The 11,914-nt window shown below is 69.3% G+C and carries 13 protein-coding genes; 7 read left to right on the forward strand and 6 right to left on the reverse strand.

Annotated features, from left to right (window positions below; genetic code table 11):
• Positions 1–2: 2 nt before the first annotated feature.
• Positions 3–1,358, reverse strand: coding sequence for a metallophosphoesterase (locus G5B46_RS21850; protein ID WP_165262421.1), 1,356 nt, complete (start codon positions 1,356–1,358; stop codon positions 3–5).
• A gap of 216 nt (positions 1,359–1,574) precedes the next feature.
• Between G5B46_RS21850 and G5B46_RS21855 the strand changes: the two genes are divergently transcribed.
• Positions 1,575–3,443, forward strand: coding sequence for a TadE/TadG family type IV pilus assembly protein (locus tag G5B46_RS21855; RefSeq protein ID WP_165262423.1), 1,869 nt, complete (start codon positions 1,575–1,577; stop codon positions 3,441–3,443).
• A gap of 97 nt (positions 3,444–3,540) precedes the next feature.
• On the opposite strand, the gene G5B46_RS21860 is transcribed toward G5B46_RS21855, so the two are convergent.
• Entirely contained in the window at positions 3,541–4,476 is a 936-nt protein-coding gene (locus tag G5B46_RS21860) for an isopenicillin N synthase family oxygenase (protein ID WP_165262425.1), read from the reverse strand.
• A 168-nt stretch (positions 4,477–4,644) separates the two neighbouring features.
• Here G5B46_RS21860 and G5B46_RS21865 point away from each other — a divergent pair, with 168 nt between their 5' ends.
• Together G5B46_RS21865 and G5B46_RS21870 are read left to right on the forward strand one after the other, a co-directional pair.
• The gene (locus G5B46_RS21865) at positions 4,645–5,334 is read left to right on the forward strand and encodes an OmpA family protein (protein ID WP_165262427.1); all 690 of its coding nucleotides are present in this window, start codon (positions 4,645–4,647) and stop codon (positions 5,332–5,334) included.
• A gap of 74 nt (positions 5,335–5,408) precedes the next feature.
• A complete protein-coding gene (locus G5B46_RS21870; protein WP_165262505.1) occupies positions 5,409–5,915 on the forward strand; it encodes a prolyl-tRNA synthetase associated domain-containing protein in 507 nt (168 codons plus the stop codon).
• Here the strand turns inward: G5B46_RS21870 and G5B46_RS21875 are convergent.
• A complete protein-coding gene (locus G5B46_RS21875) occupies positions 5,912–6,355 on the reverse strand; it encodes a hypothetical protein (RefSeq protein WP_165262429.1) in 444 nt (147 codons plus the stop codon). The genes G5B46_RS21870 and G5B46_RS21875 overlap by 4 nt on opposite strands.
• Positions 6,356–6,506: 151 nt before the next feature.
• On the opposite strand from G5B46_RS21875, the gene trxA reads away from it, so the two are divergent.
• The gene (gene trxA, locus G5B46_RS21880; RefSeq protein ID WP_165262431.1) at positions 6,507–7,415 is read left to right on the forward strand and encodes a thioredoxin; all 909 of its coding nucleotides are present in this window, start codon (positions 6,507–6,509) and stop codon (positions 7,413–7,415) included.
• A gap of 62 nt (positions 7,416–7,477) precedes the next feature.
• Complete coding sequence (locus G5B46_RS21885; protein WP_165262433.1) at positions 7,478–8,134, forward strand: LON peptidase substrate-binding domain-containing protein; 657 nt, start codon at positions 7,478–7,480, stop codon at positions 8,132–8,134.
• Positions 8,135–8,138: 4 nt separating this feature from the next.
• On the opposite strand, the gene G5B46_RS21890 is transcribed toward G5B46_RS21885, so the two are convergent.
• Both G5B46_RS21890 and G5B46_RS21895 read right to left on the reverse strand, forming a co-directional pair.
• Positions 8,139–8,528: a DUF805 domain-containing protein gene (locus G5B46_RS21890; RefSeq protein ID WP_165262435.1), complete on the reverse strand. Its 390-nt coding sequence runs from the start codon at positions 8,526–8,528 to the stop codon at positions 8,139–8,141.
• Between the two features lie 78 nt (positions 8,529–8,606).
• Entirely contained in the window at positions 8,607–9,011 is a 405-nt protein-coding gene (locus tag G5B46_RS21895) for a hypothetical protein (protein ID WP_165262437.1), read from the reverse strand.
• A gap of 108 nt (positions 9,012–9,119) precedes the next feature.
• On the opposite strand from G5B46_RS21895, the gene G5B46_RS21900 reads away from it, so the two are divergent.
• A complete protein-coding gene (locus G5B46_RS21900; RefSeq protein ID WP_058348402.1) occupies positions 9,120–9,326 on the forward strand; it encodes a Trm112 family protein in 207 nt (68 codons plus the stop codon).
• Positions 9,327–9,341: 15 nt separating this feature from the next.
• On the opposite strand, the gene G5B46_RS21905 is transcribed toward G5B46_RS21900, so the two are convergent.
• Positions 9,342–10,595 (reverse strand): UbiH/UbiF/VisC/COQ6 family ubiquinone biosynthesis hydroxylase, encoded by a 1,254-nt coding sequence (locus G5B46_RS21905; RefSeq protein ID WP_165262439.1) that lies wholly within the window; start codon positions 10,593–10,595, stop codon positions 9,342–9,344.
• Positions 10,596–10,822: 227 nt separating this feature from the next.
• On the opposite strand from G5B46_RS21905, the gene G5B46_RS21910 reads away from it, so the two are divergent.
• Positions 10,823–11,851 (forward strand): aspartate-semialdehyde dehydrogenase, encoded by a 1,029-nt coding sequence (locus G5B46_RS21910; RefSeq protein ID WP_165262441.1) that lies wholly within the window; start codon positions 10,823–10,825, stop codon positions 11,849–11,851.
• The last annotated feature ends 63 nt before the right edge of the window (positions 11,852–11,914 follow it).

An 11,914-nucleotide genomic window follows, 5' to 3' on the forward strand; every position in this document is an offset into this window, starting at 1 on the left:
GCTCAGCCCGCCGCCAGGCCGGCCAGGATCGACGGCTTCACCTTCAGGCCGGTCTCGCTGAACACCAGGTCCTCGCGGCCGAAGTATTCGTGCTGGCGGCCCGCGCACCAGTCGGTGGTGACGAGGGTCAGCTGGGTCTTGTCGGGTCGTGTGGGACCGCTGGCGTAGGCGAAATCGCCGGTGAGCTTGTCGAACGGGAAGCCCCGGTCCTGGTCGGTGCGGGTGAGGATGTCGGCAAGAGTGGCGGCGTCCACCTGCGCCTTCACGATCCTGCCGTCGAAGCGCACCACCGCGTCGTAGGCGTAGCGGGAAAGGTCGCCGGCCGGCAGGCCCATGCCCAGCGTGGTGTGGCCCATGAAGCCGATGTCGGCGCCGGCCGCCCTGGCCATCAGTCCGGCGACATGGCGGCCGGTGTCGCCCAGCGACAAGGCCTTGGGGACCTTGGCGACCACCGCCCGCTCCTCGGGCGTCAGGGTCGCGGCGAGGGTGTCGCTGACCTGGCGCGCCAGGGCCGGATCGGCCGGACCGTGCGGATCCACGACCACGCGGGAGATGCGGATCGGGTCGGCCCTGCGGGCGCGGTCGATCGTGGCCACCGTCAGCGGCTGGCCCCAGGCGCCGGTGTGGACGTAGCGGCTGGTTCCTTGGCGGTGCTCGACCGTCACGTGGTTGTGGCCGCCCAGGAACAGGGTGCGCTCGGGCAGGCCCGCCAGCAGCGGACGGTCGGCGGGAAGGCCCGCGTGGCTCATCACCACCAGCATCCCGTCCTGCGGCGGCGCGGCCGGCAGGTTGGCCTGGGCCCAAGACGTCGGGGCCGGGATAGCGAGATCCGGACGGATCGCCTTGGGATAGGTGTCGATCGAGTTCGTCGCCCAGCCGATCAGGTGGACCGGGAAGCCCAGGTCGAGCGTGGCCCGCGAGGAGGCCACCGGCCGGCCGGTGCGCTTGTCGACGATGTTGCTGATCACGGTGATGCCCAGCGCCCGGGCGCGATCGGCGGCGGCGGCGATGTCCTCCACCAGGTCGGCGTCGTGGTTGCCGATGTTGATCACCGTCGGCGCCAGCTTGGCGACAGCTTCCAGAAAGGCCCAGTCGAGCGCGCCGTCGGTGCGCTTGGCCACCACGTTGCCCGCCTCGAACAGGTCGCCGTTGAGCAGGATCAGGCTGGGCGAGGCGTCCCGGCGGACGATGCGGCGCATGGCCGCAAGCAGGGCCGGGGTGATGCCATAGGCCGAATGCAGGTCCGACAGCATCAGCACCTTGGCCCGCCCAGTCGCGGCGAAGGCCGTCGGGGCCAACGAGAGCGCCAGGCCCGCGGTCGCGCCGCCCAGCACCGTACGCCGATTGAAACCGTCCATGCCCGCCTCGCCTTCAGCCTATCGGCGCCTTGCCTAGACCGCTCCAGGCGAGGCGCCAACCGACCTTTGGCGGGTCGGCGTTCGGCCAGCGCCGCCTGAGCCCTCCGTGGCCGCCATCCGACGCCAGCGCCCAGAAACGCGAATTTTCGCGCCGTTTGCCGCCTGTTCACCGTCGCCTGCCATGCTGACCGGCGAAAGAACCAGGGGTCGTCGCCAATGATCGTCCGCAGCCGCACCATCGCCCGCATGGGCGAGGCGTTCGCCCGCGCCACAGCGCGCCTGCGCGGCTTTCGATCCGACCGCCGCGGCGCCCTCGCCGTCTGGGTGGCGCTCAGCCTGATCCCCCTGTGTCTGCTGGTGTTCGGCGTCTTCGATCTCAGCCGCATGAGCGTCGAGCGCCGGCGCCTGCAGGACTCCCTGGACGCGGCCACCCTGATCGCCGCCCGCTCGACCGCCACCGACACCGCGACCCTGACCGCGCTGGGCCAGGCGGCGCTGGTCGCCGAGCTCGGCAAGACCGCGACCAGCTCCAACTTCGTCGGCTCGACCAACGGCAAGCAGGTCACCGGCACCGCCAGCGTCACCATCGACCCGATCATCCTGGGCCTGATCGGCAGGAACAAGCTGACCGTCGGCGCCCAGTCGGTGGTGGTGCGCGCCGCCAACAACCTGGAAATCGCCCTGGTGCTCGACATCACCGGCTCGATGGCCGGCACCCGCATCACCGACCTGAGGACCGCCGCGACCGATCTGGTGGACATCGTCGTGCAGGACGTCCAGACGCCCTACTATTCCAAGGTCGCCATCGTGCCCTACTCGATGGGCGTCAATGTCGACACCTACGCCGACGCCGTTCGCGGCGCGATCCCGAACTCGCCGCTGGCCACCGCGGCGTGGAACACCGGCGTCAGCAAGACCGTGTCGAGCTTCACCGGCAACACGACCTCGCCGACGGTCACCACCTCGGCCGCCCACGGCCTGGCCGTCAACGACTACGCCATGGTGTTCGGCTCCAACCAGAGCAGCATGAACGGCAAGGTGCTGAAGGTCACCTCGGTGGCCTCGACCACCAAGTTCACCGGGGCCAACCAGTCGGGCACGTCGGTCACCGCCGGCACCGGCGGCTCGGTCTACAAGTGCCTGAACTCGGGCTGCACCTTCGTCTTCACGACCAAGGCCTCGCACGTCTTCCAGTCTGGCGACCAGCTGAAGCTGACCGGCATCACCGGCCTGACTGCGCTGAACAGCGCCACCCCGACCATCACGGCGGTCTCGGGCCTGGCCATGACCAGCAACCTGTCGCCCACGGCCAGCACGACCTACGCCGCCACCACGGCCGGCGCCAACGGCGCCGGCTCGTGCCAGAGCACCTCGCGCAGCGACATCAGCTGCGCCAACCTCAACTTCACCAACGCCAGCGGCAGCGCCAAAACCCTGGCGCTGAGCACCTGCGCCACCGAGCGCACCGGAACCTACGCCTACACCGACGACGCCCCGACCACCGCCCTGGTCGGCCGCAACTATCCGGCCTCGTCCAACCCCTGCCCCGAGCCCAAGATCACGCCCCTGAGCGCCGACCGCACGCTGCTGAAGAACCAGATCTCGGCGCTGGAGGACGGCGGCTCGACGGCGGGCCAGATCGGCCTGGCCTGGGGCTGGTACATGGTGTCGCCCAACTTCAGCTATCTGTGGCCGAACGCCGGCCAGAAGCCGGCCGCCTACGGCACGGCCGAGACCATGAAGATCGTCGTGATGATGACCGACGGCGCCTTCAACACCCCCTACTGCAAGGGCGTGATCGCCTCCAACGCCGGCTCCGGCTCCGGCTCGGCCTCCGACCACATCAACTGCAACGCCACCAACGGCGACGCCACCGCCCAGGCCAAGGAGCTGTGCACCAAGATCAAGGCCAAGAACGTGATCATCTTCACGGTCGGCTTCGACGTCGACTCCACGGCCAAGTCGATGCTGACGGCCTGCGCCACCAAGACCACCCAGGCCTATTTCCCGGCCACCGGCGGCGAGCTGAAGACCGCGTTCAAGTCGATCGCCCAGGAGATCTCGGCCCTGCGGATCGCCAAGTAGCGGGCCGCCAAGCAGCCAACCGCCGGGCGCGGCGCATGAAAAAGGCCCCGTCCGCGAGGACGGGGCCTTCGTCGTTCTGGATCCAGCGCCGGCCCGATCAGGCCAGCTTGATCTCACGCAGGCGCTGCTGGAGGAACTCGTCGGCGGTGATCGACTCCGGATAGCGGTCCGGATTTTCCGGCGTGACGCAGTTGGCCAGGGTCTTGATCTCGTAGTCCGACGCGAAGTGCAGGAAGAACGGCGTCGAGTAGCGCGGCAGGTGGCGGCGCTCGGGCGGCGGGTTCTGCACGCGGTGGATGGTCGAGGGCAGGACGTGGTTGGTCAGGCGCTCGAGCATGTCGCCGATGTTGATGACGATGCAGCCCGGCGGCGGGTTGATCGGCAGCCACTCGCCGTTGCGGTCGAGCAGTTCGAGACCGCCCTCCTCGGCGCCGAGCAGCAGCGTGATGGTGTTGATGTCGCCGTGGGCGCCGGCGCGCACGCCGGTGGCGTCCTGCGGGATCGGCGGATAGTGCAGCAGGCGCAGCACCGAGTTGCCGTTCTCGACGGTCGGCTTGAAGAACTCGCGGTCGAGCTTCAGGTAGGTGGCGATCGCCTCCAGCACCTTGCCGCCCATGCTGTCGAGCGCGTTGTACAGCCAGCTGACGTCATGCTTGAAGGCCGGGATCTCGGCCGGCCAGACGTTGTCGGCCATGGTGGCGCGGAAGCGGTGGCCGGGCGGCAGGTCGCGGCCCATGTGCCAGAATTCCTTCAGGTCGTAGTGGGTGGCGCCCTTGGCGGTCTCGACCCCGAACGGGATGTAGCCGCGCGCGCCGCCCTTGACCCCGGCGTACTGCTTCTTGGTCTCGACCGGCAGGGCGAAGAAGGCCTTGGTGTCGGAGATGGCCGCGTCGATGCGGTCCTGCGGCAGGTCGTACTCCGACAGCACAGCGAAGCCATAGCGCTCGAACGACGCGCCCAGCTCCTGGGCGAAGCGCGCGAAGTCCTTGCTGTAGAGGGTGAAGGAGATGGGCTCGATGGCGGATGCGGACACGGTTGGCCTTCGCGGATTAGTAAGACGGGCCTTACTACACCCAACAGGCGGCGGAACGAAGGCCGTTCATTCCCCGCTCATCTGGTTTGTCGGAACTTGACTATAAACGGGCGCGTTTGCCCAGCTTAGCCTACTCTCGGCACGAACAACGACAGGATCCCGGTGATGATGACCAAGAAGACCGCGTTCCGCGCCGCCGCTCTCGGCGCGCTCCTGATCGGCGCTGGCGCGATGACGGCCTGCACCACCACCGACCCCTACACGGGCATGCCCGTGCGCAACAACACCGGCACCGGCGCCCTGGCCGGCGCGGCGGGCGGCGCCCTGCTGGGCTACCTGACCAACACCAACAAGGGCGAGCAGGGCCGCAAGAACGCGCTGATCGGCGCCGGCATCGGCGCCCTGGCCGGCGGCGCGGTCGGCAACTACATGGACCGCCAGCAGGCCGACTTCCGCCGCAGCCTGGAAGGCTCGGGCGTGATGATCCGCCGCAACGGCGACCAGATCGTGCTGGTCATGCCCAGCGACGTGACCTTCGCGGTCGACAAGTCTGACGTGCAGCCGCAGTTCACCCGCGTGCTCGACGACGTGGCCCGCACCCTGAACGCCTATCCGCAGACCACCATCGACGTGGTCGGCCACGCCGACAGCAGCGGCCCGGACGACTACAACCAGGCCCTGTCCGAGCGTCGCGCCGGCTCGGTGGCCAGCTATCTGACCGGCCCCGGCCGCGTGCTGCCCGACCGCGTCTTCGTGGCAGGCCAGGGCGAACGCCAGCCGATCGCCTCCAACGACACCGCCGAGGGCCGCGCCCAGAACCGCCGGGTCGAGATCATCCTGCGCCCGCTGACCCAGTAGTCGGCCAGGCAGGATCGCCTTCTGGAGGGCGGGGCGGCTTGACCAGCCGTCCCGCCTTTCGCTTTACAGGGGCCATGAAGACCCGCGCCGACCTCATCGCCTTCTTCGACGCCAACGACGTCGACCACGCCACCCTCGACCACCCGCCGGTGTTCCGCGTCGAGGAAGGGCTGGAGATCAAGAAGGCCCTGCCCGGCGGCCACACCAAGAACCTGTTCCTCAAGGACGCCAAGGGCCAGCTGTGGCTGATCTCGGCGCTGGGCGAGACGGCCATCGACCTCAAGAAGCTGCATCACGTGATCGGCTCGGGCCGGCTGTCGTTCGGCCCCGAGGCGATGATGGTCGAGACCCTGGGCGTCACGCCCGGCTCGGTCACCGCCTTCGGCCTGATCAACGACAAGGACCGCCGGATCCGCTTCGTGCTCGACAAGGCGCTGGCGCAGGCCGACCCGGTGAACTTCCACCCGCTGAAGAACGACGCCACCACCGCCGTCAGCCAGGCGGGCTTCCGTCGGTTCCTGGCGGCGCTGGGGGTCGAGCCGATGATCGTCGACTTCGAGGCGATGGCGATCGTCGGCTAGCGCCTGGCCCCGACGTTGACGCGCACGCACGGGCCTTCATCCTCGGAGGAATAGCCCGTGCAGTCGGTGTTGACCTTCACGGGGCGCTTCGCCGACAGCCGGCGGCCCGCCGGCGTCGAAAGGCAGTCGCGCAGCTGCCGGGCCATCGTCTCCAGCACCACATGGTGGAGCTGCCCGCGATAGCCGTCCCACAGCAGCCTGCGCGCCTGCGTCGGCGTCTCGGGGGAGCTGGCCAGGACCGGGTTCATGTTGAATGCGCCCAGATCCCCCTCGGTCGAGCGGTAGAACACCGCCTCGTAGCTGTCGGACGGCGGGATCGCGCGGATGAAGGCGTAGAGCGGCTCGCAGGACAGCCGGGCCGCCATGGCCGGACCGCCCAGGCCGACCGCCGCCATGCACGACAGGGCCAGCGACAGCTGAAGCGGATGGCGGCGGATCATGTCGGTCCCCGTGGAACGCCCCCGGCGGGCGAGGCTTACCATCGCCACCGAACCGCTTCCCGGCAAGAAGCCTTCTCCTCCCGATTGCGAACCGCCTCGCCAAGGACCATCTTGCGGCGCTGAGCGTCCGCGCACGAGAGAAGAAGCAGTCATGTCCCTGATCGGTGAAAAGCCGGCCCCCATCCCGGCCGGCGGCAAGAGCGAGCACATCAAGGACGGCACCGACGCCAGCTTCATGGCCGACGTCATCGAGGCCTCGAAGACCCAGCCAGTCATCGTCGACTTCTGGGCCACCTGGTGCGGCCCCTGCCGCCAGCTGACCCCGGCGCTGGAGAAGGTGGTCACCGCCGCCAAGGGCGCGGTGAAGCTGGTCAAGATCGACGTCGACAAGAACCCGGGCTTCGCCGGCCAGCTGCGCGTGCAGTCGATCCCCACCGTCTACGCCTTCGTCGACGGCCAGCCGGTGGACGGCTTCCAGGGCGCCCTGCCCGAAAGCCAGATCCAGCAGTTCGTCGACCGCATCTCGGGCCCTCCGGAGGCCGGCGCCGTGGACGAGCTGCTGGCCATGGCCAAGGAGAGCCTGGAACTGGGCGATCTGGGCGGCGCGGCCCAGGCCTTCGCCCAGGTGCTGCAGATGGAGCCGGAGAACATCAAGGCGCTGGGCGGGCTGGCGCGCTGCTACCTGGCCGGCGGCGACGCCGATCTGGCCGCCGAGATCGTCGCCCGCGCCCCCGACAACGCCAAGGATCCGGACCTGGAAAGCGTGCGCGCCGCGCTCAAGCTGGCCGAGGCCGCCCCGTCCGAGACCGCCGCCTTCGAACAGCGTCTGGCCGCGAACGCCGACGATCACGAGGCCCGCCTCGAACTGGCCAAGGCCCTGGCCGGCGCCGGCCGCCTGGACGCGGCCTGCGACCACCTGCTGACCATCATCCAGCGCGACCGGACCTGGAACGACGACGCGGCCCGCAAGCAGCTGCTGACGGTGTTCGAGGCCGCCGGCCCGACCTCGGAAGTGGCCAAGCAGGGCCGCAAGCGCCTGTCGTCGATCCTTTTCAGCTAGAAATCCAGGGACCCGTTCCGCCGGAACAAGCGTTCAGAACCGACCCAGTCAAGGAGGCCGCCATGCCGGGCGTATACCGGAAGACCCTCGACCTGCCGCTGGTGATCCCCGTGTTCCCGCTGGACGGGGCGCTGCTGCTTCCCGGCGGCCAGCTGCCGCTCAACATCTTCGAGCCGCGCTATCTCAACATGCTCGACGACGCCATGTCGGGCGAGCGGATGATCGGCATGGTCCAGACCCGGCCCGGCGGCGACGCCTCGCGGCCGGCCCTGGCCCCGATCGGCTGCGCGGGACGGGTGACCAGCTTCGCCGAGACCAGCGACGGCCGCTACCTGATCACCCTGACCGGGGTGGCGCGGTTCCGGCTGGGCGAGGAGCTGCCGGCGCGCACGCCCTATCGCCAGGTGCGAGCCGACTTCACGCCCTTCGACCTGGATCTGCGCGAGGACCAGCAGGAGGCGGTCGGCGACGCCGCGCCGCTGCTCAACGCCCTGCGCCGCTATCTCGACCACCGCGGCCTGGCCATCGACTGGAACGAGGCCCAGGCCGCGCCGTCCGACGCCCTGATCAACAGCCTGGCCATGGCCCTGCCGTTCGATCCGCTGGAGAAGCAGGCCTTGCTGGAGGCCCGCACCATCGCCGACCGCCGCAGCACCCTGGTGGCGCTGCTGGAGATCGACGCCGCCCAGGACGACGACGAGCCGCCGTCGGTGCAGTAGCGGCTCAGGCCGCGATGGCTGGGCCCGCAGCCTTCGGCTGCGGCGGTCCGAAGCGGTTATCGCCGGCCGTGCCGTCCTGCAGGACGAAGACGATCAGCACCGCGATCCCGCCCGGCACGAGGTTGAGCAGCAGCCACCAGCCGCTGCGGTCGATGTCGTGCAGCCGGCGGATGGCCAGCGACAGCGCCGGGATCGCCAGGAACAGGCCGACATAGGGCAGCAGCGAGGCCGGCTTGTGCGGCGGCAGGCCGCGCAGGCCGTCGGCCAGGCCCCAGGCCATGCTCCAGGTGCAGGCCGTGACCACCGCCAGGGTCAGGGCCAGAAGCAGGAACTCCGACCGGTCCGACCGACCCTTGAAGTCAGCGAACCGGGTCAGCGCCTTGAAGATCGACATCGCGAGCTCTCCGTTGATCACCACCCATGGTAGCGAAGCGGAGGGCGCTGGAAAGTCCCTGCGGACGAATGGCGACGGTCAGGGCTTCACTGCATCCCAGGCGGCCACCTGGTAGCCGTTTTCGGACAGGCACTGCCCCATGGCGGCCTTGTGCCGCTCGTCCAGCGCCGCGCGCACGCCCTTGGAGCCCTTGGCCTTGTCGTAGGGGACCTTGAGCACCAGACCGGTGGACCCGGGCTGCAGGTCGCGGGCCGTGGCGCTGGCCGGGTGCACCTTGAAGCCGCTGGTCTTGCCCGCGCGCACCTCGTCGCGGCACGAGACGAAGGTGCTGGCGAAGGCCTTCTCGTCGCTGGCCCCCGTGGACAGCCGCGGGCTGTAGGCGCTTTCGCCGCCCATCCCCCCACCCATGGAACCGCAGGCGGCCAGGGTGAGGGTGCTGGTGGCCACGGCGGCGGCCAGGAAGGTCCGTTCGATGACGGTCATGTCGCTATCCGAGATCGTTGTTATCGCTTCTGCGACAACCGCGAGCCTGCGCGAGAGGTTCCGGCCGCGGGGCTTTCCCAATCGGCCGGCCGGCTCTAGAACAGCGCCATGACCGCCGCTCCTCCGCCACCGCCCGTCGACGTCGATCCGCGCCTGCTGGAGGTGCTGGTCTGCCCGGTGACCCGCGCGCCGCTGTTCTACGACCGCGCCCGCGGCGAGCTCGTCAGCCACACGGCCAAGCTGGCCTATCCGATCCGCGACGGCGTGCCGATCATGCTGCCGGAAGAGGCCCGCAGCCTGGCGGACGGGGAGTAGGAAAAACACCTCTCCTTACAGGAGAGGTGATCCTCTGAGCAATTTCGGCAGGTCGCCCACCCCGCCGCCGGCTTCGTGCATGAAGAACCGGCGCGCCGGGGCGATGCGGTTGACCGCCGCCATGCCGACGCCGCGCGCGACGCGCAGCAGCGGATTGTCGTTCGAGAACAATCGCACGAAGCCGTCGAAGGCCAGCGCGTTGGTGACGTTGTCGAACCGCCGCCAGCGGGCGTAGCGCTCCAGCGTCGCCTCGGCGCCGATGTCCTCGCCGTTGCGGATCGCCTCGACCACCACCTCGGCCAGGGCAGCGGCGTCCTTGAGACCCAGGTTCAGGCCCTGCCCGGCGATCGGGTGCACGCCGTGGGCGGCGTCGCCGATCAAGGCCAGACGCGGGGCGACCAGGCGCTCGGCCAGCGACAGCGACAGCGGATAAACGAACACCGGCCCGGCCATCTCGACCTGCCCCAGGAAATCGCCGAACCGGCGCATCAGGTGGGCGTGGAAGGCCTCGGGGCTGGCATGGCGCAGGGCCTCGCCCCGCGCGGTGCTCTCGGTCCAGACCAGGCTGGCGCGGTTTTCGGTCAGCGGCAGGATGGCGAACGGGCCGCTGGGCAGGAAGTACTCGTGCGCCACACCCTCGTGCGGGTGCTGCATCTTCACCGTGGCGACGACGCCGCTCTGGCCGTAGCCCCAGCCGATGTCGCCGATGCCGGCCGCCTTGCGCAGGGCCGAGTTGCGTCCCTCGGCGCTGACCGCCAGCGGCGCGCTCAGCACCCGGCCGTCGCTCAGGGTCACGCGAGCTTCGGAGGCGTCGACCTCCAGGCCGGTCGCGCCGGCCGGGGCGATGACCTCCAGGCCCTTTTCGATCGCCACCTTGGACAGGGCCGCGCGGATCTGACGGTTCTCGATCAGATAGCCGAGGGGCTCGCCTTCCGAACGGTCGGCGATCTCGCCGCTGTCGAAACGCAGGAAGAAGGGCGAGGGCTTGCCCGACGCGGCGCCCGGCGCCTTGCCGTCGGTGACCAGGATCTGCTCGATGCGCTGGGCATGCGGGGCCAGGGCCTCGCCCGCGCCGATCGCGCGCCACTGGCGGAACGACGAATAGGCGATGGCCGACGATCGGCCGTCAAAGGTCGGCGCCAGCTGGGCGTCGAAGGGCTGCGGATCGACCAGCAGCGGCTTGACGCCGCCGGAAGCGAGGGCGAGCGCCAGGGTGGTTCCGGCCATGCCGGCCCCGGCGATGATGACGTCGGCGTCGTGCTTGCGCATGGCGTGGGTATGCGCCCGGCGCGGGCTTGCTGTCCAGTTGGACGAAGGGTCCGACGAGCCCTTAGGGAGCCGCCCGATCCTCCCCATATAGAGGCTAGCAAGATTTTTCCTCCAGGCGCGGCCATTCGCCGCCACCTTTGAAAAACCATGCCCTTGCCTACCCGCGTTACGAGGCGTAACGGGACGGCGCATTTCCCCTTGTCGGGGCTGAAAGATTGGAGACTGCGATGGGTTACCGGGTCGCCGTGGTCGGCGCCACGGGCAACGTGGGCCGCGAGATGTTCAACATCCTCGAGGAAGTGAAATTCCCCGTGGAGAAGATGCACGCCATCGCCTCGCGCAAATCCATCGGCACCGAGGTCTCGTTCGGCAACCAGATCCTCAAGTGCGAGGACCTGGAGCAGTTCGATTTCTCGAAGGTCGACATCGTGCTGATGAGCGCCGGCGGGTCGATCTCGGCCGCCTGGGGCGAGAAGATCGGCGCGGCCGGCGCCATCGTCATCGACAACTCCAGCCACTTCCGGATGGACCCGGACGTGCCGCTGGTGGTGCCGGAAGTGAACCCGGACGCCGTCAACTCGATCCCCAAGAACATCATCGCCAACCCCAACTGCTCGACCGCCCAGCTGGTGGTGGCGCTGAAGCCGCTGCACGACGAAGTGCCGATCAAGCGCGTGGTGGTGTCGACCTACCAGTCGGTTTCCGGCGCGGGCAAGGAAGGCATGGACGAGCTGTGGGATCAGACCAAGGGCGTCTTCGTCCTGGGCGCGCCTGAGCCCAAGAAGTTCACCAAGCAGATCGCCTTCAACGTCATCCCCCACATCGACGTCTTCATGGACGACGGCTTCACCAAGGAAGAGTGGAAGATGACCGTCGAGACCCAGAAGATCCTGGATCCGGCCATCCAGCTGGTCGCCACCTGCGTGCGCGTGCCGGTGATGGTGGGCCACTCGGAGTCGGTCAACATCGAGTTCACCGGCCCGCTGGACGAGGACGACGCCCGCGAGATCCTGCGCGACGCCGAAGGCATCGTCGTGGTCGATAAGCGCGAGAACGGCGGCTACATCACGCCGAAGGAAAGCCAGGGCGAGTTCCCGGTCTACGTGTCGCGCATCCGCAAGGACCCGACCGTCGAGCACGGCATCGCCCTCTGGTGCGTCGCCGACAACCTGCGCAAGGGCGCGGCCCTGAACGCCGTGCAGATCGCCCAGCTGCTGCACGACAAGGGCCTGATCAAGCAGAAGACCCTGGCCTAGGACGACTTCCCCCGTCGTCCTTCCGCCAGCGGAGGGACGACGGGAACCGCCTTTCGGCGAAAC

Source organism: Caulobacter sp. 602-2, from assembly GCF_011043625.1.
Taxonomy (GTDB): Bacteria; Pseudomonadota; Alphaproteobacteria; order Caulobacterales; family Caulobacteraceae; genus Caulobacter.

Excerpts from the sequence above, each read along its gene's own strand:
- G5B46_RS21850 (WP_165262421.1), bottom strand. The coding sequence starts at position 1,358 with ATGGACGGTTTCAATCGGCGTACGGTGCTGGGCGGCGCGACCGCGGGC.
- G5B46_RS21855 (WP_165262423.1), top strand. The coding sequence starts at position 1,575 with ATGATCGTCCGCAGCCGCACCATCGCCCGCATGGGCGAGGCGTTCGCC.
- G5B46_RS21865 (WP_165262427.1), top strand. The coding sequence starts at position 4,645 with ATGACCAAGAAGACCGCGTTCCGCGCCGCCGCTCTCGGCGCGCTCCTG.
- G5B46_RS21870 (WP_165262505.1), top strand. The coding sequence starts at position 5,409 with ATGAAGACCCGCGCCGACCTCATCGCCTTCTTCGACGCCAACGACGTC.
- G5B46_RS21875 (WP_165262429.1), bottom strand. The coding sequence starts at position 6,355 with ATGATCCGCCGCCATCCGCTTCAGCTGTCGCTGGCCCTGTCGTGCATG.
- trxA (WP_165262431.1), top strand. The coding sequence starts at position 6,507 with ATGTCCCTGATCGGTGAAAAGCCGGCCCCCATCCCGGCCGGCGGCAAG.
- G5B46_RS21885 (WP_165262433.1), top strand. The coding sequence starts at position 7,478 with ATGCCGGGCGTATACCGGAAGACCCTCGACCTGCCGCTGGTGATCCCC.
- G5B46_RS21890 (WP_165262435.1), bottom strand. The coding sequence starts at position 8,528 with ATGTCGATCTTCAAGGCGCTGACCCGGTTCGCTGACTTCAAGGGTCGG.
- G5B46_RS21895 (WP_165262437.1), bottom strand. The coding sequence starts at position 9,011 with ATGACCGTCATCGAACGGACCTTCCTGGCCGCCGCCGTGGCCACCAGC.
- G5B46_RS21900 (WP_058348402.1), top strand. The coding sequence starts at position 9,120 with ATGACCGCCGCTCCTCCGCCACCGCCCGTCGACGTCGATCCGCGCCTG.
- G5B46_RS21905 (WP_165262439.1), bottom strand. The coding sequence starts at position 10,595 with ATGCGCAAGCACGACGCCGACGTCATCATCGCCGGGGCCGGCATGGCC.
- G5B46_RS21910 (WP_165262441.1), top strand. The coding sequence starts at position 10,823 with ATGGGTTACCGGGTCGCCGTGGTCGGCGCCACGGGCAACGTGGGCCGC.